Origin of the sequence: Streptomyces kanasensis (genome assembly GCF_043077165.1) — a bacterium.
Taxonomy (GTDB): Bacteria; Actinomycetota; Actinomycetes; order Streptomycetales; family Streptomycetaceae; genus Streptomyces; species Streptomyces changanensis.
The window spans coordinates 1-26,673 of sequence record NZ_JBIBSF010000003.1 but is presented as its reverse complement, the minus strand read 5'-3'; the positions used below and the strand labels follow the sequence as shown (position 1 = coordinate 26,673).

The following is a 26,673-nucleotide window of genomic DNA, read 5'->3' as shown; positions in this document are numbered from 1 at the left end:
CCGGGGCGTGACACCGTCGCGCCGAGTGGTGGGAGGGCTGCCCCCTCGGACTGGATCTCCAGTCCGAGGGGGCAGCCCCTTTTCGTGCCCGCAGGCCCCCTCCGGGCCCCACGGGCCGCAGACCCTCCGGTCCTCGGCGCCGGCGGTGCTCGGTCCTCGGCGCCGGCGGCCCTGGTCCCCGGTCCGGCGGCCCTCCGGCCCCCGGAGCCGGCGGTCAGCAGAGGGCGTGCGGCTTCCGCCAGGCGCACTCCAGGCCGGTCGTCGCCGCATCGGCCTGCCGCCGTGCCCCCGCGTCGTCGGCGCGGGCGGCCCGGATCGTCCCCGCGGCCGTGTCGGAGGAGGCCAGCGTGACGACCACGGCGTCCTCGACGCTCTTCACCGACGACGCCAGGTGGTTGTTCAGCACGACGCCGTACACCAGGCGGCGGCCGGCGGCGTCAGTGACGTACCCGGCGAGGGCCGAGGCGCCGGTCAGGGTGCCGGTCTTGGCGCGGGCGTTGAGTGCCGCCGGGGTGCCGCACATGCGGCTGCGCAGGGTTCCGCCGACGGCCCGGTCCTGGGCGCAGGCCACCGGCAGGGAGGCGTACCAGTCGGCGAACCAGGGGGCGTCCTGCACGGCGAGGAGGAGCCGGGTCAGTTGGGCGGCGGGGAAGAGGTTCATCCGCGACAGACCCGAGCCGTCGACCTGGCGCAGTCGTCTGGTGTCGACGCCCTCCTTCCCCAGGTACGCGTCGATGGCGGCGAGGCCCGCCTCCCAGCTGCCGCTGCCGGAGACCTCGTACCCCATGGCCTTGGTGAGGGCCTCGGCGTGCATGTTGTTCGACAGCTTCATGAAGGGCAGCAGCAGCTCCCGCAGCGGCATCGACCGGTGCGCCGCCAGGGACCGGGCCGCGGTCGGCGTGGGCAGGCCCAGCCGGACGGGGCCGTCGACGCGTACGCCGTGGGCGGCGAGCGCGTCGGCGAAGACCGCCGTGGCGTACCCCGTCGGCTCGTCGACGGTGATCCACTCCTTGGTCGGGGAGGCCCCGACGGGGATCTCACCGGTGATCACGAGGGTGTTCGTGCCGTGGGCGCGGGTGATGGCGAGCGTGTCGGGGCGGCCGGCGGCGACGGTCGTGGCGCGGTTGTCGACGCGCACGTAGTCGGTGCGCGGTGTCAGGGTGACCGCGGGGCGCCGCCCGGCGGTGGCCGCGGCGGCCGCCTCGACGATGAGGGTGCCGGAGTCGTAGTCGGTGTCCGGGGCGAGGGTCAGCGGGGAGATCTGCGCGGAGTAGTACGACGACTCGTCGTCCGCGGCCCACGAGCGGCCCAGGCGGTGGGTGTCGAAGCGGGTGTCGTCCGCGACGAGGCGGCCGGTGACGCGCCGGACGCCCGTGGCGGCGACCCGCGCGGCGAGCCGGTCGTAGTCGGCGGCGAGGGTGGTCGGGTCGCCGGTGCCGCGCAGGTACAGGTCGCCGTGGAGCGTCCCGCGGTGGCTGCGGCCGGTGGCCAGCACCTCCGTGGTGAACCGGTGGTCGGGGCCGAGGACCGCCATCGCCGCCGCCGAGGTGGGGATCTTCGTGGCGGAGGCCGGCATGAGGCGGTCCCCGCCGTCGCGCTGGTACAGCGTGGCGCCGGTGGCGGCGTCGGCGACGACGACGCCCGCGGCGGCCCCGTCGAGGCGGGGGTCGGTGAGGATCCGGTCGATGGCGCCCTTCAGGCCGGTGTCGGACGGCCCGGCGTCCGCCGGCTCTCCCGCCAGGCCCTGCACGGTCCAGGTGAGGAGCGCGGCCAGGCCGAGGGCGGTGCCCCGGGCGGCGAGGGACTTGCGCGTCTTCGTGGTGCGCGTCACGGGTCTCATGCGACCTGAGGATCCCGGAGCCAGGGCCCCTCAGGAAGTAGGCGGAGCGGGTTCCCCGTGACGATGCGCACAGGGCAAACCGGACGTACTAGAGGGAATAGTGATCCGGCGACAGAAGTGATCTCGCGATGCGGGCTCCTGGCGAGGGGCGCGGCGTGGAGTGGTGGGGGCGGGCGGGGTCGGTGCGGCCACCAGGCGGGGTGGGGCGGGGCGCCGACCTTGGACATGGCGGTTGTTTGCGGCTTTTGTCCGCATTTTCCTGGGTGGGGTGCGGCCTCTCCGTCCGCGTCAAGTGTGCGCGTCACACCGTCGTCGCTACGACCGGACGTCGTAGAACGGGCGTTTGGGACATGCCGGGAGAAGCCGGTACCAAGGATGACCGAAGGCCCGGTGCGCCGCTCGCACCGGGTCGGTCCTTGTTCCCCGCCCCGGAGGTTCCCCTCGATGTCGCACGCCAAGCACCCCGCCCGTAACGCCGCCGTCGCCCTCGCCGCCGCCGGCATGGGAGCCACGATGGTGTTCGGTGCCGGTGCGTCGGCCGTCGCGGCCGAGGCACGGGCCCCGCTCGCCCTGGACACCGCCACCGCCGTCGCGGCCCAGGCGTCCGCCCAGGCCCAGGCCGCCCACCAGGCCGCCGTCGCGAAGGCCGCGCAGGCCGCGAAGGCGCAGGCCGCCCAGGCGAAGGCAGCGGCCGCGAAGAAGGCCGCCGTCGCCAAGGCCGCGGCCGCCAAGAAGGCCGCGGCGAAGAAGGCCGCCGCCGCCAAGGCCGTCGACTGGGTCAAGCCGGTCAGCGGCTACAAGCTCACCGCCGGCTACGCGCAGGGCGGCGCCATGTGGACGAACAAGCACTCCGGCCAGGACTTCGCCGTCCCCGTCGGCACCCCCGTCAAGGCCACCCACTCCGGCGTCGTCGTGAAGGCCGGCCCCAACGGCGGCGGCGACGGCCCCGCGTACGGCAACGCCGTCGTGATCAAGCACGCGAACGGCACCTACTCGCAGTACGCGCACCTGTCGAAGATCAACGTGCACGTCGGCGCCAAGGTGAAGACCGGCCAGCAGATCGCCCGCTCCGGCAACACCGGCAACTCCTCCGGCCCGCACCTGCACTTCGAGATCCGTACGACCGCCGACTACGGCTCCTCCGTGAACCCGGCGAAGTTCCTGCGCGCCGAGGGCGTCGTCATCTGACGCACGCGGTCATCCGATCCACGCGGCCGTGGGTCCACGCGGTCACGTGATCCACACGGTCACCTGACGGGAGGCGTCGCCTGACGGGCGGCGCCTCCCGGCGTCCCGCCGGGCGGCGGCTCAGGTCTCGTCCGGCGGGAACTGCATCATGGGGAAGCTCCCCGTGTTGGTGGGGGCGTGCTCCGGCAGCCACAGCACCGCGATGGCACCCCCCGCGCCCGGGGCGGTGCCCTCCGGCGCCGCGTTGCGGAAGGTGAGCCGGGCCCCCAGGACCCGCGCCTGACCCGCCGCGATCGTCAGGCCCAGACCGTGACCGGCGCCCGCCCGGTCGCTCGCGCCGGTGCGGAAACGGCTCGGCCCCTCGCGCAGCAGCGCCTCCGGGAAGCCCGGACCGTGGTCGCGCACCCGCACCACCCGCCCCTCGACGGTGACCTCCACCGGCGGCTTGCCGTACTTGGCGGCGTTGCTCAGCAGGTTCCCGAGGATGCGCTCCAGCCGGCGCGGGTCGGTGTTCACCCACGACTCGTGCACCACCCGCACCACCGCGTCCGGGTTCACCACCCGCACGCGCCGGCTGACGAACTCACCGAGGGTGATCTCCTGGAGCTCGGCCCGCTCCGACGCGCTGTCCAGCCGGGCCACCTCCAGGACGTCCTCGACCAGCGTCCGCATCGCCCGCGCCCGGTCCCTGACCAGCTCCGTCGGGCGGCCGGGCGGCAGCAGCTCCGCCGCCGTCAGCAGCCCCGTCACGGGGGTGCGCAACTCGTGCGCGATGTCCGCGGTGACCCGGCGCTCCGCCTCGATCCGCTCGTGCAGGGCGTCCGTCAGGGCGTCCACCGCCCGCGCCAGCTCGTCCGTCTCGTCCCGGACGACGCCGCCGATCGCGTCGCGCACCCGCACGTCCGTGTTCCCCTGGGCGACCTTCCCCGCCGCGGTCGCCGCCTTGCGCAGCCGGCGGGACAGCTGGCCGCCGATCAGCACGCCGAGCGCCGAGCCGACGAACACCACGGAGACCGAGCCGACGACGAGCGCCTCGTCGAGCCGCTTCATGACGGTCGCGCTGCGGTCCGCGAACGGGGTGTGCAGCGACAGCACGTCGCCGTTGCCGAGCGGCACGGCCGCCCAGACGTCGGGCGCGCCGCTCGCGTGCTCCTGCACGTAGGTGCCGCGGTGCCTGCGGTCCACGAGCCGCTTCAGCTCGCGCGGCAGGCTCGGGTCGTTCAGCTTGGTGCCGAAGCGCGGCTCCTTCGGCTTCGACGCCTCGTACACGCGCTGCGCGAACAGCAGCCGCTCCATCTGGACCTCGCGGGCGTTGTCGAGCATCGACACGCGGGCGGCGTTGTGGACGACCAGGCTCAGCGCGACCGTGATGAGGGCGCCCACGGCGGCGATCGCGATGGAGATCTTCCATCGGACACCGGTCCGCAGTGCGGGCTGCTTCATCGGACGTCGTCCTGTTCTGTGCGGGGAGGTGCGGAGCGGAGCTGTACGGAGCGGGTCGGGGAGGAGCGGTACGGGCCGGCGGAGGCGTCCCCGGGCGGTGCGTCCGCGCGGTACGGGGGCTGCGGTACGCGGCGGAGCCGTGCGGGGGCGGGGCCCGGCGCGGCGGGGCTACGCCCGGAGCTTGTACCCGAAACCGCGGACCGTCTCGATCCGGTCCTGTCCGATCTTCGTCCGCAGCCGCTGCACGTGGACGTCCACGACGCGGGTGTCGCCGCCCCAGCCGTAGTCCCAGACGCGTTCCAGCAGCTTGTCGCGCGACAGGACCGTGCCCGGCGCGGAGGAGAACTCCAGCAGCAGCCGCATCTCCGTGGGCGTCAGCGCGACCGGCGCGCCGCCCTTGCGGACCTCCATGCCCTCCGTGTCGACCTCCAGGTCGCCGAAGAGCAGCAGGCCGCGCTCGCCCGGCCCGCCCCGGTCGCCGCCGTCGCCGGCGGCACCGCCGGCGTGGCCGAAGCGCCGCAGCACGGCCCGGATCCGGGCCACCAGCACCGCGCCGTCGAACGGCTTGGTGACGTAGTCGTCCGCGCCCGCCTCCAGGCCCAGCACCACGTCGATCGAGTCGGCGCGCGCCGACAGCATGATGACCGGCACCGTCGACTCGTCGCGGATGCGGCGGCACAGGCTGACGCCGTCCATCCCGGGGAGCATCACGTCCAGCAGCGCGATGTCCGGCTGCCGCGCGCGGAACGACTCCAGCCCGGACAGGCCGTCGGGCATCGCCGTCACGGCGAACCCGTCCCGCTCCAGGGCCAGCTGCGTGGCCTCCCGGATCACGTCGTCGTCCTCGACGAACAGCACACGCGTCTCCGCCATACCCCGTCCTCCCGCGCCCTCAGTCCTCACCCGGGCCGGTCGGCGCGGGACCGCTGATGTCCCCGCCCTCGACGGCCTTGCTGTACTCGTTGCGCACCACGTAGTGCTCCGTGAACCTGTCCGACGACCACCGGTAGGTGATCACCTCCTCGCCGGACGGATACGCGATCGGATCGCCCTTCGCGTACACCTGCTTGGTCACGACGAGGTCGCCCCGGTCGATCGCCGAGTACACGGCGGGCTCCTCCAACGCGAACACGTTCTCGAACTTCTGCTCCCGCTTCCGGTACACATACGTTCCTACGCCGACGGCGTCGCCGCACGTCAGTACGTTGACGACGACGTCGGCCGCGGTGGTTCCGGTGAGGTTGCCGTACGAGGTGTCGACCGGGTACGCGTCCGGGCCGCAGGGCCGGAGGTCCTTCTTCACCCGGTCGCTGACCTTCGGGTCGTTCTTCAGCAGCTCGACCGCGTCGACCCGCTCGAAGGGCGAGGAGGCCGAGGGGGAGGGGGCCGCGGCGCCGGAGGGCCCGCCCTGTTCCGTGGGGGCCGCGCCCTCGTCGCGGGTGCCGGTGCCCCCGGTGGAGCAGCCGGCGGCGAGGAGCCCGAGCAGACCGACGGCGGCGAGGCCGGCCATCGCCGCCGTCCCCGCCGCCCGTCCGCTCCCGGCCGTCGTCCCCTTGTCGGCCCCGGCCGTCGTCCCGGTCCGGGCCTCGGCAGCCGTCCCGGCCGCCGTGCCCGCTCCCGCCCCGGCCGCCGTCCCGGCCCCGGCCGTCATCGGGGCCGCCGCGCCGGGGGCGGCGGCCCGTGCCGGGCCGCCGTTCCCGCGTCTACCGCTCAGGCCGCGCACCGCTCCTGCTCCCGTCCCTGACCCCGCCCGTCGCCGCGCACCCCGCTCCGGGCGCGCCGGTCGAGGGCGCGGGCGTCGATGTCCCGGTTCTCCAGCTCCTGGCGGAGCCGGGCGAGCGCGCGGTGCAGTGTGCTCTTCACCGTACCGGTCGACATGCCGAGCGCGGCCGCGGTCTCCTCGGTGCTCATCTGCTCCCAGTGCCGCAGGACGACGACGCTGCGCTGCTTGGGCGCCAGCACCTTCAGCACGTCCATGAGCAGGGCCCGGTCCGCGTGCTGCTCGGTCGCGTCGTCGACGGACGCGTCGGGGAGCTGCTCGGTGGGCACCTCCTCCAGCTTGCGGGCGCGCCACCACTCGGTCCGCGTGTTGATCATGACGCGGCGCAGGTAGGCGTCGGCGAGGGACTTGTCGGCTATGCCGTCCCAGCGGCCGTACGTACGGGCCAGCGCGGTCTGCAGCAGGTCCTGGGCGTCGACCGGATCGGGCACCAGTCGCCGGGCGCTGCGCAGCAGGGCGTCCTGCCGTGTGCGGACGTACTCCTCGAATCCGAGCACCTCGCCGTGCGACATCCCGAACCGCCTCCGTTTCCCCGTGACAAGCCGTGGTCCCGCAGCGCCGCCGGCCACTCCGGCCGGCTTCCCCGCGCTGACACCACGAGAAGTTACGGAGCGCTTGTCACGGCACTGTCCGATCCACCCTGCGGCGGGCGCACGGCTGTCCATCGGTTGTGTAACAGCGGTGGTGTGACAGCGGTGTGTGAGGACGGGGACGCGCAGCGGTACGGCCGCGGCGGCCCCGAGCGGCCACGGGCTCGGGGCCGCCGGGAGGGCGAGTCGGGGCCGCCGGAAGGGCAGGGCGGGGCCCCGCGGAGGACGGGACGGGGCCGCCGGGAGGGGGCACGGGGCCAGGGGAGCGGGGAGCGGGGCGGCGCCGGGCCCGGGCGGGGAGACCCCCGCCGGGCCCCGACCGTCAGGCCGACGGGAGGCGGTAGCGTCCGCCGTCGAGGGGCTCGACGAGGCCGTCCGCGACCAGGCCGTCCAGGGCGCGGGCCCGCTGCACGGGCTCGTGCCAGACCGCGTCCAACGCGGCCTGCGGGACGGGGCCGTGCGCCTCGCGCAGCACCGCGAGGAGCTTGCCGCGCACCTGCCGGTCGGTACCGGCGTACGTCTGGCCGCGGCGCGCCGGGCCCTCGTGGGCGGGCTTCCCGGCGAGCCGCCAGGCGCACTCGCGGGCGATCGGGCAGCGTCCGCAGTCCTCGTTGCGGGCCGTGCACACCAGTGCGCCGAGCTCCATCGAGGCCGCCGCCCAGCGGGCCGCCCGGGCCTCGTCGTCCGGGAGCAGGGCACGCGCGATGCGGCGCTCGGCGGCGGTCGTGGCGTTCGGCGGGTACTGGACGCCCGACACCGCACGGGCGATGACGCGCCGGACGTTGGTGTCCAGGACGGCGTGGCGCTGCCCGTACGCGAACGAGGCGACCGCCGCCGCCGTGTACTCCCCGATGCCGGGCAGGGCGAGCAGCTGCGCGTGGTCGCTCGGCACGTCACCGCCGTGCCGTTCCGTTATGGCGACGGCCGCGCCGTGCAGCCGCAGGGCCCGGCGCGGGTAGCCCAGGCGCCCCCAGGCGCGGACGGCCTCGCCGGGCGCCTCGGCCGCCAGTGCGGCCGGGCGGGGCCAGCGCGCCAGCCACTGCTCGTACACCGGCAGGACCCGGCTGACCGGGGTCTGCTGGAGCATGAACTCGCTGACCATCACCCCCCACGCGCCCGCTTCGGGGCGCCGCCAGGGCAGGTCGCGGGCGTGCTGGTCGAACCACGCGAGGACGGGGGTGTGGAGTCGGTCCGGTGAGGGGGCGGGGGCCGCTTCGGGAGTCTCGATCGCAGTCATGGCACGACGATCCTGACACGTCCCGCCGTCGTTTCCCGCGTTACCCCGGACCACGGCCCGGACGCGGCGCCGCCGGACGCCCCGGGAGATCGCCGGGTGCGCCGGGGCGACCCCGAACACCCCGGGGCGGCGCCGGGCACCCCCAAGGCGCCGGGCACCCCCAAGGCCCCGGGCACCCCCAGGGCCCCGGGCGCCGCAGGGGACACGCCGGTGCGCCGCAGGGGATCGGGACGCCCCGGACCCCCGGTGTGCCTCAGCGAAGTCGGCGCGGCCGGTACGCCCGTCGCGCCTCCGGACCCCCGTGCGCCTCGGCGAGGTCCGGGCGCCCGCACATCCGGCGCGCCTCCGGGCCCGGGCACCCGGTACGCCTCAGGAGACGCGCCGGTGCGCCGCCTCGCGCCGTCCGCGTCGTCCGCGCTGCTGGGGGACCACCGGCCGGGCGTCACCGTGGGCGTCGCCGTGGAAGCCGCTGCCGGGTCCGCCGTGGAGGGCGCCGCCGGGCACGCCGTGGGCGGTGCCCGACCGCTCGGCGCCCGCCGCCACCGCGCCGACCCGGGCGTCGGGACCGGGGCCCGCGAGCCACCGCGCCGCCGACGACCCGCTCGTCCGCATCGTCCCCACCAGTCGCGCGGTCGGGCCCGTCAGCACCCGGACGAACAGGACCACGGCCAGCGCGCCCACGACGAGACCCGCCGCCACGTCGTGCGGGTAGTGCACGCCCACGAAGACCCGGGAGAACGCCATCAGCACGGCCAACGGCGCCGTCAGCCACGCGATGCGGCGCCACGCCAGCGCGAGCGCCATCGCGGAGGCGCCGGCGATGGCGGAGTGGTTGCTCGGGAACGACCAGTCCCCGTACGGGGGGCACTCGGCGATCGACGCGACGGCGCCCACCACCGCCCGGCACGGCCTCTCCTCGTCCACCAGTGACTTGAGGGTCTCGCTGACGACGTAGCCGAAGGCGGTGGCGACCGGGGCGAGCGCGGCGACCGCCACGGCCCGCGGGTCGGCGGGGCGCACCCGCCACCAGGCGACGACGAACAGCGCACCGAAGACCAGCAGTCCGGCGTCGGTGCCGATCTCGAAGAAGACCTGCACCCAGTGCGGGGTGTCCTGCGCGAAATCGGTGACGGAGCGATAGAGGTCCTGACTCATGAGGAGCGACGGTACCCGGCCGCCGGAACCGCTCGTTCGGCGCCTTCCCCCCGACGCACCGCCGCCGATCGCCGCCAACGACCCCACGGATGTGTGATCATCGGCAGAATTTGGCGCAGGAGCGGCGGGTGGGGCGGGAGTTGGCGTCGATCTCTCGTACAGTTTTCGCGTGGGATCTCTGCGCAATCCGGTCGGGCCGCTTCCCTCCTCCATCTACTGGCGGCGGAGGGCGGTCCTCGCGGGCGTGGTCGCGCTGCTCGCGCTGCTCGTCGCCTGGTTCGTCAGCTCCGGTGACGGCGACGGCGGCAAGGGCGGCGACGGTGCCAACGGTGCTTCGCCCGCCCCGTCGATCACGCCGGGACCCTCACCGTCGGGCCCGGCCATCAGCGCCGCGCCGGGCGGCCGCGACGACACCGGCGGTTCCGGCGGCACGGGCGGAACCGGCGGTACGGCGGGTTCCGGCGGTACGGCGGGCGCGGGCGGCTCCGGCGGTACGGCCTCCGGCGCGGGCGGTCCGGGCGGTACGGGTACCGGCGGCGCGGGTTCCGGTGGCGGCGCGGCCGCGGGCGGCGCCGGCGGCGGACAGGGCGGTGCCACGGGCTCGGCCCGGCTGGTCCCCGCCGACTCCCCGCTACCCCACTGCGTCCCGGGCGCGCTCCAGCTCACCCTCAGCAGCACCAAGGTCTCGTACGCCCCCGGCGAGGAGCCCCGCTTCCGGCTGACCGCGCGCAACACGTCGGCGACCGGCTGCAAGACCGACCTGGGCCCGGCGACGGCCGTCCTGACCATCAGCGACGGGAAGGACGAGGAGATCTGGTCGTCCGACGACTGCCTCCGGGGCGACGGCCGCGCCTACGTCTCCGTCCCCGCGGGCGGCACCGCCACGTACACCGTCGCGTGGGACCGCCGCCACAGCGCGCCCCGCTGCGGCACCCCCTCCCCCCGGGTCGCGGGCCCCGGCACCTACCTCGCGGAGGCGACCGTGCCGGGCGTGAAGGGCGTGCTGCGCTCCTCCATCACGCTGGCGAAGGACTGACGGACGGCGCCGGGCGGGCCGGACGCGCCGCTCGCCGGGCGGGTCAGACGTACCGCTCCAGGATCGACGACTCGGCCAGCCGCGACAGGCCCTCCCGCACGCTGCGGGCGCGCGCCTCGCCGACGCCGTCGACGGTCTGGAGGTCGTCGACGCTCGCGGCGAGCAGCTTCTGCAGTCCGCCGAAGTGCTCCACCAGCCGCTCGATGATCGCCCCGGGCAGGCGCGGCACCTTCGCGAGGAGGCGGTAGCCGCGCGGCGACACGGCCGAGTCGAGGGTCTCCGGCGATCCGCTGTAACCGAGCGCGCGGGCCACGGTGGGCAGCTCCAGCAGCTCGGCGTGGGACAGCGCGTCCAGCTCGGTGAGCGCCTCCGCGACGGTACGGGACCGCTTCGCGGTCGGCTCGGGGACGTAGTCCCGCACGACGAGCTCCCGCTCCGGCTCGACGCCCGCGATCAGCTCGTCCAGCTGGAGGGCGAGGAGGCGGCCGTCGGTGCCGAGCTCGACCACGTACTCGGCGATCTCGGTGGCGATCCGGCGGACCATCTCCAGCCGCTGCGCCACGGCGGTCACGTCCCGGACGGTCACCAGGTCCTCGATCTCCAGGGCGGAGAGCGTGCCGGCGACCTCGTCCAGGCGCAGCTTGTACCGCTCCAGCGTGGCGAGGGCCTGGTTGGCGCGCGACAGGATCGCCGCGGACTCCTCCAGGACGCGCCGCTCGCCGTCGACGTACAGGGCGATCAGCCGCATCGACTGCGACACGGAGATCACGGGGAACCCGCACTGCTTCGACACCCGGTCCGCGGTGCGGTGCCGGGTGCCGGTCTCCTCGGTGTGGATCGACGCGTCGGGCACCAGCTGGACGCCCGCGCGCAGGATCTTGGTGCTGTCCTTGTCGAGGATGAGCGCGCCGTCGAGCTTGCACAGCTCGCGCAGGCGGGTCGCGGTGAACTCCACGTCCAGCACGAAGCCGCCGGTGCACATCGACTCGACGGTCTTGTCCATGCCGAGGACGATCAGACCGCCCGTGTTGCCGCGGAGGATGCGCTCCAGTCCGTCCCTCAACGCCGTGCCCGGGGCGACCGCGCTGAGCGACGCGCGCATGAGCGCTTCGTTGCCGGAGCCTCCGCCCGACTTTCCGGGTGTTCCCCGGTCGTTGGCTGCCACTGCACTCCTCCGGCTCGTACGGGTGGGCGAGACCAGGCCAAAGTCTAGCGACCCCCACCGGGCCGAGGGCTGCGGCCGTGAATCCGCCCGGGACGGAGGGCCCCCGTACCCCGGGCCCCACCCCTCTCGATGATGCCCTGCGGCACGCCGCAGTGACCCACCCGCGGTCCACCCGCGGTAAGCCTGCGGTCCACCCGCGGTCCGTCCGCGGTCCACCCGCGGTAAGCCTGCGGTCCACCCGCGGTGCGTCCGCGGCCCGCTCGCGACGGTCGGAGCGCCGCCCGCGCCTCGGTCACCCCCGCCGAGCGCGCCCCACCGGTCGCGCCCGCCCCGCGGCCCGCGCCCGGCCTCAGCCGGACGGCGCCCGAGCCCCCGCCCGGCCCGCGGGGCCCGGCGGGGGCTCGGCCTCAGTCGGCCTCAGTCGGCCTCAGTCGGCCTCAGTCGGCCTCGGTCGGCCTCAGTCGGCCTCAGTCGGCCTCAGTCGGCCTCGGTCGCGCCCGGGGCCGGGGCGGTGGCGCGGCGACGGCGGGGCAGGACGCTCAGCGCCTCACCCATGTCCGCCACCTCCAGCACCCGCATCCCCGCGGGCACCTTCCCCGGGTCGGACGGCACGAGGGCGTGCGTGAAGCCGAGCCGGTGGGCCTCGGCGAGCCGCCGCTGCACGCCCGTCACCCGCCGCACCTCTCCGGCGAGGCCGACCTCACCGATCGCCACGAGGTTCTTCGGCAGCGGCGTGTCGCTGGCCGCCGACGCCAGCGCCAGCGCGATGGCGAGGTCCGCGGCGGGCTCGGACAGCCGCACGCCGCCGACCGTCGCGCTGTAGATGTCCCGCTTGCCCAGCGCGCTGATCCGCCCCCGCTGCTCCAGCACCGCCAGCATCATCGACACCCGGGAGGTCTCCAGACCGGACGTCGTCCGCCGGGGCGAGGGGATCTGGGAGTCGACCGTCAGCGCCTGCACCTCGGCCACGAGCGGACGCCGCCCCTCCAGCGTCACCGTCAGGCACGTGCCGGGCACGGGCTCGGCGCGGCGCGTGAGAAACAGCCCGCTGGGGTCGGCGAGGCCCGTGATGCCCTCGTCGTGCAGCTCGAAGCAGCCCACCTCGTCCGTCGCCCCGTAGCGGTTCTTCACGCCCCGCACCAGCCGCAGCCGGGCGTGCCGGTCGCCCTCGAACTGCAGCACCACGTCCACGAGGTGCTCCAGCAGCCGGGGCCCCGCGATGGCACCGTCCTTCGTGACGTGCCCGACCAGCAGGGTCGCCATGCCCCGCTCCTTGGACGCCCGGATGAGCGCCCCGGCGACCTCCCGCACCTGCGCCATGCCGCCCGGCGCCCCGTCGATCTCCGGGGACGCCACCGTCTGCACCGAGTCCAGCACCAACAGGGACGGCTTCACCGCGTCCAGGTGTCCCAGCACCGCCGACAGGTCCGTCTCGGCGGCCAGGTACAGGTGGTCGTGGACGGCCCCGATCCGGTCCGCCCGCAGCCGCACCTGGCTCGCCGACTCCTCACCCGTCACGTAGAGGGTCGGGTGCTCGGCGCTCGCGGCCTTCGCGGCCACGTCCAGCAACAGCGTCGACTTGCCGACGCCGGGCTCGCCCGCGAGCAGCACCACCGCGCCCGGCACCAGCCCCCCGCCGAGCACCCGGTCCAGCTCGTCGACCCCCGTCCCGCGCGCCTCGGCCTGCCGGCCGTCGACCTGACCGATGGGCAGCGCGGCCGTCGACACCCGCCCGGCCGCCGTCGTGCGCACGGCGGGCGCGCCGTACTCCTCCACCGTCCCCCACGCCTGGCACTCGGGGCAGCGGCCGAGCCATTTGGCCGTCGTCCATCCGCACTCGGTGCAGCGGTAGGACGGCCGGTCCTTGGTGGATTTCGTACGGGCAGCCATGCGCCACACCGTAGCGGCCGCCACTGACAACCCCGTCCGCACCGGCGTCGCCCGGGACGGCCGCGTTAGGGGGGTCACGCGCCATTGGCAAATCCCACTGTCCCCTTTCGAGGGATACGTTCACCCGTAAGGCTTAAAAGAGCCGGAGGGGTACGGAGAGTGTGCCTGTGGCCGCCTACGGTCGCCGGGTGATGAGCAGCAGGCTGGAGCCCCCCACGTACACCACCGGCGCACACCGGGTGGAGCGCCGTGCGCCCCGGAGCGGTCCCGGGACGCTCACGCAGCGCCCGCCCGCGCGGTACGAGCCGTACGTCGACGGTCTGTTCACCTACTGCCTCTCCGTCCTGTGCGACCACGACGCGGCGACGTCCGTGCTCGGCGAGGTGCTGGCCGTCGCCGAGCGCCAGCACGGGCGCGGGCCCGCGGACGAGTCGCGCCGCCGTGCCTGGCTGTACGCCCTCGCCCGCTGGTCCTGCCTGCGCGAGCTCGGCGAGCAGCGGCGCGGGCGCCAGGGCGCCCACTCCGCTCGGCGGCCCGGCGCGGAGGAGGCGCCGCGCGTGTCCGAGGAGACCGCCGAGCGGCGCCGCCGCGAGCTGGCCACGCTCGCCTGGCCGGAGGCCGCCGGGACCTCGCCGGAGCAGCGGGAGGCGCTGGAGCTCGCGGTGCGCCACCGGCTGGGCGCCCCGGAGGTGGCCGCCGTGCTCGGCATGGCCCCGCAGGCGGCCCGCGAGCTGCTGTCCGCCGCGGCCTGCGAGGTCGAGCGGACCCGCGCCGCGCTCGCCGTGGTCGAGACGGGCACGTGCTCGGCGGTGGCCCGGCTCACCGGCGACCACCAGGTGCTGCTGTCGGCGGCCCTCCGCCGCGAGCTGGTGCGGCACGTCGACGACTGCCCGCTGTGCCGCCGCGCCGCCGAGCGGGCCGAGGCCGCGGGCCCGTGGCCCGGCTCCACGGTCACGCCCGCGACGCTCCCCCTCGTACCGGCGCCGCGCGCCGCGGCGTGCGCGGCGATGCTGCACGTCCGGCGCACCCGCTCCGCCGGCCCCCGCTTCGGGCGGGACGGGTTCCCCCTCGACCCCAAGGACCACGCGGCGCGCCGGGACCGGATGCGCGCCCGCGCGGTGACCACCACGGTCGTCGCCACCGTCATCGCGGCGCCCGTCCTCGCCCTGTGGGCCGCCTACCGCGGGGACGTGTCGATCGGCGACGGACGCGACGACCCGGCGGTCACCGCCGCCGACGGGGCCGGTGCCCAGCCCGCGGGCAACCGCCACTACGAGAACACCGGCAACGCCCGCACCGGCGCGGCGGACCCCCGCTTCCGTACCCCGAGCCAGGCGCCGGACGTCTCCGTGGAGGTCATCAGTCCCGGTACGGCAGGGTCCCCGTCCGCCCCGGGCGGTCACGGACCCGGTCGCGTCACGGTCGCCGCGCAGCCGTACGGCGACACGACGATGCTCACCCTCACCGCGTCCGGCGGCGGCCCCGTCGCGTGGTCCCTGTGGAGCGACGCGCCCTGGCTGTACGCCAGCCGCACCTCGGGCACGCTGGAGCCTGGCCGCTCGGAGCGGGTGTTCGTCTCCGTCGACCGCGCCCGCGAACCGCAGGGGCCCTGGAGCGCGCGCGTCGGCGTCAACCCCTCGGGCGCCGTCGTCGGCATCGACGGGCACGGGCCGAAACGCCCGCCGTCCCACACCGCGAAACCACGCCCCCCGGCGCCGCCGGCGTCCCGGCCGACGCAGCCGTCCACGCCGCCCGGCGGCCCGCCCCCGTCGACGACCGAACCGCCGGCGACGCAGCCGCCCCCGTCGACGCAGCCACCCCCGTCCTCGGATCCGCCGCCCGCGTCGGAGCCCCCGCCCCCGGCCCCCGGCGACCCGGACGCCCCCTCCCCGGGCGGGGAGCCCACCGGCTAGGCCGGAGCCGGGACCGAACCGCTCCTCACGCCCGCGGCACCGGGTACGGCAGGTCCACGGGCCCCGGACCCGCCGGGCCCGTGCCCGGCCCCGGCGCCCGCGCCGGCACGGGGTCCGCCGGGTGCGGCGCCATCAGCGGCAGCGCGGACGCCAGCCGCGCCTCGCACAGCCCCACCAGCACGTCGTACGCCGCCTTGCCCATCAGCTCCGTCAGCTCCGGCCGGTACGTCACGTACACCGGGTCGCCCGCGCCGTGCGCCGACGTGGCCGACGTGCACCACCAGTGCAGGTCGTGGCCGCCCGGGCCCCAGCCCCGGCGGTCGTACTCGCCGATCGAGATCTGGAGCACCTTCGTGTCGTCCGGGCGCTCGATCCAGTCGTACGTGCGCCGCACCGGCAGCTGCCAGCACACGTCCGGCTTCGTCTCCAGCGGCTCGCGTCCCTCCCGCAGCGCCAGGATGTGCAGCGCGCACCCGGTGCCGCCCGCGAAACCGGGGCGGTTCTGGAAGACGCACGAGCCCTTCCAGCGCCGCGTCTGGCGCTCGCCGTCCTCGTCGAGCTGCACCCAGCCCGACTCGGTGCCCACGTCGTGGAACTGCCACAGCTCCGGCGTCAGCCGCCCCACGTGCTCCGCGACGCGCCGCTCGTCGTCCTCGTCCGAGAAGTGGGCGCCCAGCGTGCAGCACCCGTCGTCGGCCCGGCCCTCCCGGATGCCCTGGCAGCCGCTGCCGAAGATGCACGTCCAGCGCGACGTCAGCCACGTCAGGTCGCAGCGGAACACCTGGTCCTCGTCCGCCGGGTCGGGGAACTCCACCCACGCGCGCGGGAAGTCCAGGCCCTTCTCGTCCTCGTACGGGACGTCCGCCGCGGCGGCCCCGCGGGCGTCTCGCTTCTTGCCGGGTCCGGTTTCGCCCGGCTTGACCTTCTTCGTCTTTGGCACCCCTCCAGCGTAGGCGCAGGACGGAACGGGGGAGCAGTAGCGTTCGGGCATGAGACTCGGAGTCCTCGACGTCGGTTCGAACACGGTGCACCTGCTGGTGATGGACGCCCACCCGGGCGCCCGGCCGCGCCCCGCGCACTCGCACAAGGTCGAGCTGCGCCTCGCCGAACTGCTCGACCCGGACGGTGCGATCGGCGCCCGCGGCATCGACCGGCTCGTCGCGGTCGTCGGGGACGCCGTGCACACCGCCGAGGAGAAGGGGTGCGAGGCGGTCCTCCCCTTCGCGACCTCCGCGATCCGCGACGCGTCCAACGCCGACGCCGTCCTCGCGCGCGTGCACGAGGAGACCGGCGTCACGCTCCAAGTCCTCACCGGCGAGGAGGAGGCGCGCCTCACCTTCCTCGCCGCCCGCCGCTGGTTCGGCTGGTCCGCCGGCACGCTGCTGCTCCTCGACATCGGCGGCGGCTCGCTGGAGATCGCGTACGGGATGGACGAGGAGCCCGACGCGGCGGTCTCGCTCCCGCTCGGCGCCGGGCGGCTCACCGCCGGCTGGCTGCCCGGCGACCCGCCGGACCCCGCCGACGTGAAGGCGCTGCGCCGGCACGTGCGGGCGCGGATAGCCCGGACCGTCGGCGAGTTCGCCCGCCTCGGCAGGCCGGACCACGTCGTCGCCACGTCCAAGACGTTCAAGCAGCTCGCCCGGATCGCCGGTGCCGCGGGTTCCGGCGAGGGGCTGCAGGTGCAGCGGGTGCTGAGCCGTACGTCACTGGAGACGTGGGTGCCGAAGCTCGCCTCCATGACCACCGAGCAGCGCCGCGGCCTGCCCGGCGTCTCCGAGGGCCGGGCCGCCCAGCTGCTGGCGGGGGCGCTGGTCGCGGAGGCCGCGATGGACCTGTTCGGGGTCGACGAACTGGAGATCTGCCCCTGGGCGCTGCGCGAGGGCGTCATCCTGCGCCGCCTCGACCACCTCCCCGAGTGACGGGAGGGGACCGTACGCTGTCCTTCGTGGGAGATCTGGCAGACGTGGCGCAGCAGGCGGAGCGGGCGGTGGTGCTCCCGCCCCCGGTGAAGGTGGCCCTGTCGACGGCGTCGGTCTACCCGGAGTCGACGGCCACGGCCTTCGAGGTGGCCGCCCGCCTCGGGTACGACGGCGTCGAGGTCATGGTGTGGACGGACCCCGTCAGCCAGGACCTCCAGGCGCTGCGCCGGCTCTCCGACTACCACCAGGTGCCCGTCCTCGCCGTGCACGCCCCCTGCCTGCTGATCACCCAGCGGGTCTGGTCGACCGACCCGTGGGTCAAGCTCCAGCGCGCCAGGGCGGCGGCGGAGGAGCTCGGCGCGTCGACGGTCGTCGTCCACCCGCCCTTCCGCTGGCAGCGGCAGTACTCCCGCGACTTCGTCGAGGGGATCTGGCGGATGGCGAACGAGACGGACGTCCGCTTCGCCGTCGAGAACATGTACCCCTGGCGGTACCGCGACCGCGAGATGCTCGCCTACGCGCCCGAATGGGACGTCACGAAGGACGACTACCGCCACTACACCGTCGACCTCTCCCACACGGCGACCGCCCGCACCGACGCGATGGCGATGGTCTCCCGGATGGGCGACCGGCTCGGCCACGTCCACCTCGCCGACGGGCGGGGCTCCGCGAAGGACGAGCACCTCGTGCCGGGGCGCGGTACGCAGCCGTGCGCCGAGCTGCTGGAGCACCTGGCCCGTACCCGCTTCGACGGGCACGTCGTCATCGAGGTCAACACCCGGCGCGCGATGTCCGCCGCCGAACGCGAGGCCGACCTCGCCGAGGCGCTGGCCTTCACCCGGCTGCACCTGGCGTCGGCGGCCCGCCTCCCCTGACCGGCACAGCGCGACCGGCCGGCACTCCTCGCCGCGGGCCCGGAGGCCGGTGGGCGGGGCCGGGGCCGGGGCCCGCGGCGGGTCACCTCCTCGGGGTCGGCGGCCTCGGGCACCGCAGGAGTGAACCCGCTGTCGCCGCCGACCGGGGGTGACCCACCACGGCCCCGCCCGATGTCCGGGACGGGCCGGCGGTGCCCCGGGCCGGGAGTGACCGACAGGCGACCCTCGCGTCCCGGTATGCGGACGGGCTGTCCAGATCTTGGAGTGGCGGCGTACGCTCGAAGGAGCCAGATCTCATCGACGAGGAGCGAGCGACGATGCCCGAACTGAGGTCCCGCACAGTCACCCACGGCCGCAACATGGCGGGCGCCCGCGCCCTGATGCGCGCCTCCGGTGTACCGGGCGAGGACATCGGGCGCAAGCCCATCGTCGCGGTCGCCAACTCCTTCACGGAGTTCGTCCCCGGGCACACGCACCTCCAGCCCGTGGGCCGGATCGTCAGCGACGCGATCAAGGCGGCCGGGGCGATCCCGCGCGAGTTCAACACCATCGCCGTCGACGACGGCATCGCGATGGGCCACGGCGGCATGCTGTACTCGCTGCCCTCCCGCGACCTGATCGCCGACTCCGTCGAGTACATGGTCGAGGCGCACTGCGCCGACGCGCTGATCTGCATCTCCAACTGCGACAAGATCACCCCGGGCATGCTGATGGCGGCCCTGCGCCTGAACATCCCCACGGTCTTCGTCTCCGGCGGCCCCATGGAGTCGGGCCGGGCCACGCTGGTCGACGGCACGGTCCGCACGCTCGACCTGGTCGACGCGATCTCCGACGCCGTGAACGACCGGATCTCGGACGAGGACATCCTCCGCATCGAGGAGAACGCCTGCCCGACCTGCGGCTCGTGTTCCGGCATGTTCACCGCCAACTCGATGAACTGCCTGACCGAGGCGATCGGCCTGTCCCTCCCCGGCAACGGCTCGGTCCTCGCCACCCACACGGCCCGCCGCGCCCTGTACGAGAACGCGGGCCGCACGGTCGTCGAGCTGACGAAGCGCTACTACGAGCAGGACGACGCCTCCGTCCTGCCGCGCAACGTCGCCACCTTCGCCGCCTTCGAGAACGCGATGGCGCTCGACATCGCCATGGGCGGCTCCACCAACACGATCCTGCACCTGCTGGCCGCCGCCGAGGAGGCGGGCGTCCCCTTCGGCCTGGAGGAGATCGACGCCGTCTCGCGCCGCGTGCCCTGCCTGGCGAAGGTCGCGCCGAACGTCGCCAAGGACCGCACGTACTACATGGAGGACGTGCACCGCGCGGGCGGCATCCCCGCCCTGCTGGGCGAGCTGCACCGGGCCGGCCTGCTGAACGAGGACGTCCACGCCGTCCACAGCCCCTCCCTCGCGGACTGGCTCAAGACGTGGGACGTCCGCGGCGGCTCCCCGTCCGCCGAGGCGGTCGAGATGTGGCACGCGGCGCCCGGCTGCCGCCGCTCGGCGGAGGCGTTCTCCCAGTCGGAGCGGTGGGAGGCCCTGGACGACGACGCGGAGAACGGCTGCATCCGCTCCGCGGAGCACGCCTACTCCCAGGACGGCGGCCTCGCGGTCCTGCGGGGCAACCTCGCGGTGGACGGCTGCGTCGTGAAGACGGCCGGCGTCGACGAGTCGATCTGGACCTTCGAGGGCCCGGCGGTCGTCTGCGAGTCGCAGGAGGAGGCCGTCGAGAAGATCCTCAACAAGCGGGTCCGCGACGGCGACGTCGTCGTCATCCGCTACGAGGGCCCCAAGGGCGGCCCCGGGATGCAGGAGATGCTGTACCCGACGTCGTTCCTCAAGGGCCGCGGCCTCGGCAAGACGTGCGCGCTGATCACCGACGGCCGGTTCTCCGGCGGCACGTCCGGCCTGTCCATCGGCCACGCCTCGCCCGAGGCGGCGTCCGGCGGCACGATCGCCCTCGTCGAGGACGGCGACCGCATCCGCATCGACATTCCGAGCCGCGCGATCGAGCTCCTGGTCGACGACGCGACCCTCGCCGTCCGCCGTGAGGCGCTGGGCGGGGTGTACGCGCCGAAGGACCGCACCCGCAAGGTGTCCGCGGCGCTGCGCGCGTACGCGGCGATGGCCACCAGCGCCGACCGCGGCGCGGTCCGGGACGTGAACAAGCTCGGCTGACGCGGCGCCCCGCGCCCGCCCGGCCCCGGCCGCCGTCCCGCCCACCCCGGCGGGACGGCGGCCGCGGTGTTCCGCGGGGCGTCGGGTCGGGGTTGGGGCCGTCGTGGGCGGGTCGGATCGCTCCGCGGCTGGGGCGGGTGGCTCCCGGGGCGGGTCGGGTCGGGTCCGTCCGGGGCCGTGGGCGGGCTCCTGCGGGTGGGCGGGCGGGCGTGGGGCGCGTGGCGGGGCGATGCGGCGAGGCGGGCGTGCCGGTGCGGGGCGCGCCGCATGCGGCGTGGGCCTGGCGTGGGCGCATGGCGCGGGTGCGTCCGCCGGCGGGACGTCTCCGGAACGTCTCCGGCCGGACGGGACGCGGGCGCACCGGAGTGGCGGGGGCGCGCTCACCACCCGGCCGGGTCGACCGCGAACACCACCCCGTCCGGAGCTCCCGCGAACACCTTCCCGTCGACCACGACCGGCGCGGGCAGTAAGGGCACGAACGTCCGTCCCCCGCCCGCCATCCGCGGCGCGGTCTGCCCCACCAGCACGCCCCGTGCGGCGTCCACCGCCAGCAGCCGTCCGTCCCCGGCCATCAGCAGGACGCGTCCGTCCGCGACGACCGGCCGCGACACCCGGGCCGCTTCCGTCCCCAGCCGCCACCGCTCGCGCCCGGCGGCCAGGTCGACCGCCGTGAGCGACCCGCCCGAGCCGACGACGTACACGGTGTCGCCCTCCGCCACGGCCTGGGCCTGGTCGACGGGGCCGCCGAGGGCCACCCGCGTCACCACCCGCCGCGCCGCCCGGCCGTCGGAGCCGCCACCCGCACCCGCACCCGCACCGGCACCGGTGTGCGTGCCGGCGGCGACGGTCAGGCGTACCACCGCGTCGGTGTACAGATCCGCGTCGGCGGAGAGCAGCACGAGCCCCCGGCCCGTCGCCTGTACGGGTGTCAGCGAACCCCGCAGCCGCTCCCGCCACAGCACACGGCCGTCGGCGGGGTCGACGGCGGCGACGAGGGTGGTCGCCCCGTCGGCCGCGACCTCCGCGGCGAACAGCGGCCCGTCCGGACCGCCCACCCACTGCGCCCCGCGCGCCGCCGGACGCCCCGTCCACCGCTCGGCGCCCGTCGCGGCGTCCAGCGCCCGCACCCGCCCGTCGGGGTGGACGGCCAGCACCGTGTCGCCACCCGGTACGACCTGGGCGTACGTGCCGAGCGCGGCCTGCCACCGGACGGCGCCGGTCGCGGGGGCCAGCGCCTCCAGCCGGGCGCCGGCCTCCGCGCCCGCACCCACCACGAGCACCAGCCCGCCGGCGGGCACCACGGCGGCGCCCTGTCCGGGCACGGCGGCACCAGCGGCGGGCACCGACCAGGCGCGCGCCCCGTCGGCCACGGCCAGTCGGGCGGCCTTCACCCCGGGCGCGGCGCAGTACAGCGCGTCCCGCGCGGCGGCGCACACCGGCGGCCGCGCGCCCCCGCCCGCCGTACCCAGCGGTGCCGCCCAGGGCCGGAAACCCGCCGCGACGACGGCGGGCCCGCCGTCACGCGCGCCGCCCCGCTCGCCGAAGCCCGGCAGGGCGAGGACCGCACCGGCGACGGCCGCCGCGAGCGCCACCGCGGCGGCGCCCCACACCAGACGGCGCCGCCCCCACGGCACGGCGCCCCCGCGCGCACCCTCCCGGCCGCCGGGGGCCGCGCCCCCGCGGGCCGCCTCCGCACGGGCCGCCCGGCCGTCGCCATCCGCCCCGGCCGCGTCGTCCACCGGCCCGCGCTGCGCCGGCACGCGCGCGTCCCGTCCCGCCGGGGAGTCACCGTCCCCCGCCACGGACCCGCCCCGGCCGGCTACCGGCCCCGGCCCCGATCGCGGCCCCGGCGCTCCAGCGGACCCGGCCCCGTCGCCACCGGCCGCCGGCACGTCGCCGCCCGGCACCCGCAGCGCGCCCATCACCTCCTCCGGCGTGGGCCGGTCGGCGGGGTCCTTCGCCAGGCAGCGCACCAGCAGCGGAGCCAACTCGCGCGGCACGCCCGCACAGATCCGGTTCGTTGTGCACGACCTGGTACGCCACCACGTACGGGCTGTTCGAGTCGAAGGGCCCCCGCCCGGTCGCCGCGTGCACCAGCACCGCGCCCATCGCGAAGACGTCCGCGGCCGGCCCGACGTCCCGGGGCCGCTGGAACTGCTCCGGCGCCATGAACGGCGGCGTGCCGATGAGCTTCCCCGTCTCGGTGCGCACGTCGCTGTCGGTGGGCCGCGAGATCCCGAAGTCGATGACCTTCGGTCCGTCCGCCGCGAGGAGCACGTTGCTCGGCTTCAGATCGCGGTGGACGACGCCCGCCCGGTGGATGTCGCGCAGCGCCTCCGCCAGGCCCGCCCCGAGCCTGCGCAGCTCCTCCGCGTTCAACGGCCCGTTCCGCTTGACCCGCTCCGAGAGCGTCGGGCCGTCGATGTACAAGGTGGCCATCCACGGGCGCGCCGCCTGCGGATCGGCGTCCACGACGGGCGCCGTGAAGGCCCCGCTCACCCGCCGCGCGGCACTGACCTCCTGCCGGAACCGCGCCCTGAACTCGGGATCCGCCGCGTGTTCACGGTGCACGACCTTCACCGCGAGGCGCAGCCCGGAGTCCGAGGCCGCCAGCCGGACGACCCCCATGCCGCCGGACCCCAGCCACTCCCCGAGCCGGTACCTGCCGGCGTACTCCGGATGCTCCGCTTCCGGTACGGGACCGGAGCTGCGCAGCGGCGGCATCATCCACCCCCGTGTGTGCTCGCTCGGACGCGCGGCGCGCGACCGGCGCACGACCGGCGCACGGCGCGACGCACGGAGCCTAGTCGATGATGCGTGCGACGGCGGTGGGGCTTGTTAGCCTCCGGTCCACAGTCACGCCCCGCGTCCCGCGGGCGTCTCCCAGGGGGGATTTCGGCATGGAGACCCACTCCGTCAAGCGCTATCCGGTGGCACCGGGGGTCCGGCTCAACGTCCGCAGCGGACCGGGCACCCAGTACGGCATCGTGAAGATGCTGCCCGAGGGCGTCAGCGTCCCGATCAACTGCCAGATGCCGGGCACCCGCGTCACCGGCCCGTACGGCACCTCCAGCATCTGGGACAACATCGGCAACGGCCAGTACGTCGCCGACGCCTACGTGCGGACCGGCAGCGACGGCTACGTCGCCGTCCGCTGCGGCTGAGCACCCACCCGCCGCCGCGGCCGGGCACCCGCCCCCGGCAGCGAGCCCCCGCCCGCGGTGCGAGCCCCCGCCCACCGGCCCCCCGCCCACCGGCCCCGCCGACCGGGCCGGAGGCGCCCGGCGCGCGCGGGGGGATAATCGCCCCGTGAGCGACGACCCCACCGACACCCCGGGCACGCCCGGCGGACCGCGGCCCGAGCCCCTCCGCTTCTTCGGCACGACCTGGGTCGACCACGACGGCGGGTACGGGCCGCGGCGCGCCGGCCTCGCCGTCGGCGCCCTCGCCGCGGCCGTCGCGGGAGCCTTCCTCCTCCGCTTCGCCTACGAGGGGCTGGCCATCGCGCGCGTGGGCGGCTTCGCGAACGGCCTGGTCGTCGCCATGTTCGCCGTCTGCACCGCCATCGCCTTCCAGCGCACCTGGTCGGGCTTCACCCGGCGCCCCGCCGACCCGGCCCGCGAGGAGGCCCTGCGCAGCCTCAAGGCGATCGGCTTCGTCGGCACCCTCGTCGCGTACGGTCTGCGCTGCCTCGTCGAGGCCCCCGGCGAGAAGCTCGTGCGCGGCGAGTACGAGACGGCCCGCGCCCGGTACGAGAAGCGCCGCGGCACCCGGGCCGGCAACCCGGCGGCCCGCGCCCGCACCAAGCGCCGCCGCCGCCCCTGACACCCCCGTCCCGGCCGAGCGCCCCGCCGCCCGCCACACCCCGCCCCACCCGTACCGCCCTTCGGACGGCGGCACCGCCGCCCCCGCGCCGGTGCGAGGATGACGCCAGGCACGTCCCCCCACGGCGAGGTGAGCAGAGCAATGACCCAGACAGTCGCGGTCCTCGGCACCGGAAAGATCGGCGAGGCGCTCCTCAGCGGCATGATCCGGGCGGGCTGGCCCGCCGCCCACCTCCTCGTCACCGCCCGCCGTCCCGAACGCGCCGAGGAGCTCCGCACCCGCTACGGCGTCGAGGCCGTCTCCAACGCCGACGCCGCCAAGCGCGCCGACACCCTCATCCTCGCCGTCAAGCCGCAGGACATGGGCCGACTCCTGGACGAGCTCGCCCACCACGTCACCCCTGACCGCCTCGTCATCAGCGCCGCCGCCGGCATCACCACCGCGTTCATCGAGGAGCGCCTCGCCGCCGGCACCCCGGTCGTCCGCGTCATGCCGAACACCCCCGTCCTGGTCGACGAGGGGATGTCGGTCATCTCCGCCGGCAGCCACGCCACCGCCGGACACCTCAGCCACACCGAGGAGATCTTCGGCGGCGTCGGCAAGACCCTCCGTGTCCCCGAGTCGCAGCAGGACGCCGCGACCGCCCTGTCCGGCTCCGGCCCCGCCTACTTCTACTTCCTCGTCGAGGCGATGACCGACGCCGGCATCCTCCTCGGCCTCCCCCGCGCCCAGGCCCACGACCTCATCGTCCAGGCCGCCATCGGCGCCGCCGTGATGCTCCGCGACAGCGGCGAGCACCCCGTCAAACTGCGCGAGGCCGTCACCTCCCCGGCCGGCACCACCATCAGCGCCATCCGCGAGCTGGAGAACCACGGCGTACGCGCCGCCCTCATCGCCGCCCTGGAGGCCGCCCGCGACCGCAGCCGCGAACTGGCCTCCGGCAACGGCTGACGCCCGCCGACACCGGGTGGGGACGCACGCCCCGCCCCCACCCGGTCGCGCCACCGCGGACCGTCAGACGGGCGGCAGCAGTCCCACGGCCCGGTAGGCCCGGTCCACGACGGGGCGGGCGACCGCCCGGGCCCGCGCCGCGCCCTCCCGCAGCACCCCGCCCACGTACGACGGGTCGGCCACCAGCTCCGCGTGCCGCTCCCGCACCGGCCGCAGCAGCTCCACCACGGCCTCGGCGACGTCCCGCTTCACCGCCCCGTACGAGGAGTACCCCGCCGCCAGCTCCGCCGGGTCGCCCCCGCCGGTGCACGCGGCGAGCACCTCCAGCAGGTTGGCGAGCCCCGGCCTCCCCGCCGGATCGTGGACGACGTCCCGTCCGCCGTCGGTGACGGCCCGCATGACCTTGCGGCGCACCGCGTCCGGTTCGTCGAGCAGGTGGACGACGCCCGGCCCGCCGCCGTCGGACTTGCCCATCTTCGCCGTCGGGTCCTGCAGGTCCATGACCCGTGCCGCCACCACCGGACGGGTCGCGCGCGGCACGGTGAAGGTGTGCCCGTACCGCTGGTTGAACCGCACCGCGAGGTCCCGCGTCAGCTCGACGTGCTGCGCCTGGTCGTCGCCCACCGGCACCTCGTCCGTCGCGTACGCCAGGATGTCCGCCGCCATCAGCACCGGGTACGTCAGCAACGACAGCCGCACACTGCCGCCCCTGCCGCGTTCACGCGCCGCCTTCTCGCGGTACTGGATCATGCGCCGCATCTCGCCGTCGGTTGCGGTGCACTCCAGCAGGTACGACAGCCGGGCGTGTTCGTCGACGTGGCTCTGCACGAAGAGCGTGCACCGCTCCGGGTCGAGCCCCGCCGCCAGCAGCAGCGTCGCCGCCTGCCGGCTGAGCCGCCGCACGCGCGCGGGCTCGTGCTCGACGGTCAAGGCGTGCAGGTCGACCACCGAGAAGAGCGCGTCCGCCCGGTACTGGTCCTCCCGGACCCAGCGCCGTACCGCCCCGAGGTAGTTGCCCAGCGTCAGGTGGCCGGTCGGCTTCACACCACTGAAGACCCGTGTCACGTTCGTCCTCTCCCTCTCGCTCCTGGCCGACCACCGCCCCGGCGGCCGGCCCTCACGGGGGAGGGGAAACACGAACGGCCGCCGGGGGCGGCGGCCGTCTGTCTGCATGCGTGTCAGCGCGGCCGCCCTCAGGCGGCCCACCACTGGAGGGTGCGCGCACACGCTGTCATGCCCCGAGCGTACGGGGCCGGGACCAGGGTTGACAGTGGTTTGCGTGCTGCGTAGTGTTCTCCGAGTTGTCCGACGTGAGCGCCGACCCCGGTCGGTCCCCGGACAGCCATTCCGCAAGACCCACCTCCAGCGAGCGACATTCCGTCGCGCCGCCAGGCGTGCGCTTTTGCGAAATGCAGAATCCACGTTCGAAAGAGCGGGACCCGATTAGCGTCGGAGCCGGGGATTCGCTAGTGTTCACGACGTCGGAACGGCCGAAGGGCCGGAAAGACAAACCCCTCTGACTGGGAATCAGGCCCGAAAGGATCTGATAGAGTCGGAACCGCCGGAAAGGGAAACGCGAAAGCGGAGAACGGCCCGGCAACCCGCTCCAGCGGGTGGCAGGAACGAGAAATCGGATCTGCTAGACTGGAAACACGAAAGACCGAAGGGAAGCGCCCGGAGGAAAGCCCGAGAGGG

The 26,673-nt window shown here is 75.6% G+C and carries 20 protein-coding genes and 1 pseudogene; 9 read left to right on the top strand and 12 right to left on the bottom strand.

Translation table 11 applies throughout. The annotated features are described in order from the left end of the window. Positions 1 to 214 precede the first annotated feature (214 nt). The gene (gene dacB, locus ACF053_RS08865; protein WP_391953240.1) at positions 215 to 1,840 is read right to left on the bottom strand and encodes a D-alanyl-D-alanine carboxypeptidase/D-alanyl-D-alanine endopeptidase; all 1,626 of its coding nucleotides are present in this window, start codon (positions 1,838 to 1,840) and stop codon (positions 215 to 217) included. Positions 1,841 to 2,284: 444 nt separating this feature from the next. Here dacB and ACF053_RS08860 point away from each other — a divergent pair, with 444 nt between their 5' ends. Beyond that, positions 2,285 to 3,028 carry a M23 family metallopeptidase gene (locus tag ACF053_RS08860; protein WP_391953239.1) on the top strand — a complete coding sequence of 248 codons (744 nt, stop codon included), beginning with the start codon at positions 2,285 to 2,287 and terminating at the stop codon, positions 3,026 to 3,028. Positions 3,029 to 3,148: 120 nt separating this feature from the next. Here the strand turns inward: ACF053_RS08860 and cseC are convergent, their stop codons facing one another. The 6 genes from cseC to ACF053_RS08830 form a co-directional block, all read right to left on the bottom strand. Then, on the bottom strand, positions 3,149 to 4,471 hold the full coding sequence (gene cseC, locus ACF053_RS08855; RefSeq protein ID WP_391953238.1) for a two-component system sensor histidine kinase CseC: 1,323 nt from the start codon (positions 4,469 to 4,471) through the stop codon (positions 3,149 to 3,151). Positions 4,472 to 4,639: 168 nt separating this feature from the next. Then, on the bottom strand, positions 4,640 to 5,344 hold the full coding sequence (gene cseB / locus ACF053_RS08850) for a two-component system response regulator CseB (protein WP_391953237.1): 705 nt from the start codon (positions 5,342 to 5,344) through the stop codon (positions 4,640 to 4,642). A gap of 19 nt (positions 5,345 to 5,363) precedes the next feature. Then, the gene (locus ACF053_RS08845; protein WP_391953236.1) at positions 5,364 to 6,122 is read right to left on the bottom strand and encodes a hypothetical protein; all 759 of its coding nucleotides are present in this window, start codon (positions 6,120 to 6,122) and stop codon (positions 5,364 to 5,366) included. A 59-nt stretch (positions 6,123 to 6,181) separates the two neighbouring features. Then, a complete protein-coding gene (locus tag ACF053_RS08840; protein ID WP_391953235.1) occupies positions 6,182 to 6,763 on the bottom strand; it encodes a SigE family RNA polymerase sigma factor in 582 nt (193 codons plus the stop codon). A gap of 400 nt (positions 6,764 to 7,163) precedes the next feature. After that, entirely contained in the window at positions 7,164 to 8,078 is a 915-nt protein-coding gene (locus ACF053_RS08835; RefSeq protein ID WP_391953234.1) for an A/G-specific adenine glycosylase, read from the bottom strand. A 369-nt stretch (positions 8,079 to 8,447) separates the two neighbouring features. Next, positions 8,448 to 9,233, bottom strand: coding sequence for a phosphatase PAP2 family protein (locus ACF053_RS08830; protein WP_391953233.1), 786 nt, complete (start codon positions 9,231 to 9,233; stop codon positions 8,448 to 8,450). 169 nt (positions 9,234 to 9,402) lie between these two features. On the opposite strand from ACF053_RS08830, the gene ACF053_RS08825 reads away from it, so the two are divergent. Continuing rightward, complete coding sequence (locus tag ACF053_RS08825; RefSeq protein ID WP_391953232.1) at positions 9,403 to 10,269, top strand: hypothetical protein; 867 nt, start codon at positions 9,403 to 9,405, stop codon at positions 10,267 to 10,269. A 43-nt stretch (positions 10,270 to 10,312) separates the two neighbouring features. On the opposite strand, the gene disA is transcribed toward ACF053_RS08825, so the two are convergent. Next, a complete protein-coding gene (disA, locus tag ACF053_RS08820; protein ID WP_058942855.1) occupies positions 10,313 to 11,434 on the bottom strand; it encodes a DNA integrity scanning diadenylate cyclase DisA in 1,122 nt (373 codons plus the stop codon). Between the two features lie 477 nt (positions 11,435 to 11,911). Beyond that, a complete protein-coding gene (gene radA / locus ACF053_RS08815; protein WP_391953231.1) occupies positions 11,912 to 13,324 on the bottom strand; it encodes a DNA repair protein RadA in 1,413 nt (470 codons plus the stop codon). A 191-nt stretch (positions 13,325 to 13,515) separates the two neighbouring features. Between radA and ACF053_RS08810 the strand changes: the two genes are divergently transcribed. Beyond that, on the top strand, positions 13,516 to 15,237 hold the full coding sequence (locus tag ACF053_RS08810; protein WP_391953230.1) for a BACON domain-containing protein: 1,722 nt from the start codon (positions 13,516 to 13,518) through the stop codon (positions 15,235 to 15,237). Between the two features lie 25 nt (positions 15,238 to 15,262). Here the strand turns inward: ACF053_RS08810 and ACF053_RS08805 are convergent, their stop codons facing one another. Further along, entirely contained in the window at positions 15,263 to 16,177 is a 915-nt protein-coding gene (locus ACF053_RS08805; RefSeq protein ID WP_391953229.1) for a hypothetical protein, read from the bottom strand. A 49-nt stretch (positions 16,178 to 16,226) separates the two neighbouring features. On the opposite strand from ACF053_RS08805, the gene ACF053_RS08800 reads away from it, so the two are divergent. The 3 genes from ACF053_RS08800 (at position 16,227) to ilvD (ending at position 20,202) form a co-directional block, all read left to right on the top strand. Next, positions 16,227 to 17,156 (top strand): Ppx/GppA phosphatase family protein, encoded by a 930-nt coding sequence (locus ACF053_RS08800; RefSeq protein WP_391953228.1) that lies wholly within the window; start codon positions 16,227 to 16,229, stop codon positions 17,154 to 17,156. A gap of 35 nt (positions 17,157 to 17,191) precedes the next feature. Beyond that, positions 17,192 to 18,031, top strand: a complete 840-nt coding sequence (locus ACF053_RS08795) for a sugar phosphate isomerase/epimerase family protein (RefSeq protein WP_391953680.1) — start codon at positions 17,192 to 17,194, stop codon at positions 18,029 to 18,031. A 317-nt stretch (positions 18,032 to 18,348) separates the two neighbouring features. Next, positions 18,349 to 20,202, top strand: coding sequence for a dihydroxy-acid dehydratase (gene ilvD / locus ACF053_RS08790; protein WP_391953227.1), 1,854 nt, complete (start codon positions 18,349 to 18,351; stop codon positions 20,200 to 20,202). A gap of 380 nt (positions 20,203 to 20,582) precedes the next feature. Here ilvD and ACF053_RS08785 read toward each other — a convergent pair. Beyond that, a pseudogene (locus ACF053_RS08785) lies at positions 20,583 to 22,926 on the bottom strand (protein kinase domain-containing protein). 176 nt (positions 22,927 to 23,102) lie between these two features. On the opposite strand from ACF053_RS08785, the gene ACF053_RS08780 reads away from it, so the two are divergent. The 3 genes from ACF053_RS08780 (at position 23,103) to proC (ending at position 24,978) form a co-directional block, all read left to right on the top strand. Further along, positions 23,103 to 23,366 carry a peptidase gene (locus ACF053_RS08780; RefSeq protein WP_391953226.1) on the top strand — a complete coding sequence of 88 codons (264 nt, stop codon included), beginning with the start codon at positions 23,103 to 23,105 and terminating at the stop codon, positions 23,364 to 23,366. 145 nt (positions 23,367 to 23,511) lie between these two features. Continuing rightward, on the top strand, positions 23,512 to 24,027 hold the full coding sequence (locus ACF053_RS08775) for a hypothetical protein (protein ID WP_391953225.1): 516 nt from the start codon (positions 23,512 to 23,514) through the stop codon (positions 24,025 to 24,027). A gap of 141 nt (positions 24,028 to 24,168) precedes the next feature. Then, on the top strand, positions 24,169 to 24,978 hold the full coding sequence (gene proC / locus ACF053_RS08770) for a pyrroline-5-carboxylate reductase (RefSeq protein WP_058942863.1): 810 nt from the start codon (positions 24,169 to 24,171) through the stop codon (positions 24,976 to 24,978). Between the two features lie 63 nt (positions 24,979 to 25,041). Here proC and trpS read toward each other — a convergent pair whose 3' ends face one another. Then, positions 25,042 to 26,043 carry a tryptophan--tRNA ligase gene (gene trpS / locus ACF053_RS08765; RefSeq protein ID WP_391953224.1) on the bottom strand — a complete coding sequence of 334 codons (1,002 nt, stop codon included), beginning with the start codon at positions 26,041 to 26,043 and terminating at the stop codon, positions 25,042 to 25,044. Positions 26,044 to 26,673 lie beyond the last annotated feature (630 nt).

Excerpts from the sequence above, each read along its gene's own strand:
- ilvD (WP_391953227.1), top strand. The coding sequence starts at position 18,349 with ATGCCCGAACTGAGGTCCCGCACAGTCACCCACGGCCGCAACATGGCG.
- ACF053_RS08835 (WP_391953234.1), bottom strand. The coding sequence starts at position 8,078 with ATGACTGCGATCGAGACTCCCGAAGCGGCCCCCGCCCCCTCACCGGAC.
- ACF053_RS08830 (WP_391953233.1), bottom strand. The coding sequence starts at position 9,233 with ATGAGTCAGGACCTCTATCGCTCCGTCACCGATTTCGCGCAGGACACC.
- ACF053_RS08840 (WP_391953235.1), bottom strand. The coding sequence starts at position 6,763 with ATGTCGCACGGCGAGGTGCTCGGATTCGAGGAGTACGTCCGCACACGG.
- cseC (WP_391953238.1), bottom strand. The coding sequence starts at position 4,471 with ATGAAGCAGCCCGCACTGCGGACCGGTGTCCGATGGAAGATCTCCATC.
- proC (WP_058942863.1), top strand. The coding sequence starts at position 24,169 with ATGACCCAGACAGTCGCGGTCCTCGGCACCGGAAAGATCGGCGAGGCG.
- ACF053_RS08845 (WP_391953236.1), bottom strand. The coding sequence starts at position 6,122 with ATGACGGCCGGGGCCGGGACGGCGGCCGGGGCGGGAGCGGGCACGGCG.
- ACF053_RS08800 (WP_391953228.1), top strand. The coding sequence starts at position 16,227 with ATGAGACTCGGAGTCCTCGACGTCGGTTCGAACACGGTGCACCTGCTG.
- ACF053_RS08810 (WP_391953230.1), top strand. The coding sequence starts at position 13,516 with ATGAGCAGCAGGCTGGAGCCCCCCACGTACACCACCGGCGCACACCGG.
- ACF053_RS08860 (WP_391953239.1), top strand. The coding sequence starts at position 2,285 with ATGTCGCACGCCAAGCACCCCGCCCGTAACGCCGCCGTCGCCCTCGCC.
- dacB (WP_391953240.1), bottom strand. The coding sequence starts at position 1,840 with ATGAGACCCGTGACGCGCACCACGAAGACGCGCAAGTCCCTCGCCGCC.
- radA (WP_391953231.1), bottom strand. The coding sequence starts at position 13,324 with ATGGCTGCCCGTACGAAATCCACCAAGGACCGGCCGTCCTACCGCTGC.
- cseB (WP_391953237.1), bottom strand. The coding sequence starts at position 5,344 with ATGGCGGAGACGCGTGTGCTGTTCGTCGAGGACGACGACGTGATCCGG.
- ACF053_RS08780 (WP_391953226.1), top strand. The coding sequence starts at position 23,103 with ATGGAGACCCACTCCGTCAAGCGCTATCCGGTGGCACCGGGGGTCCGG.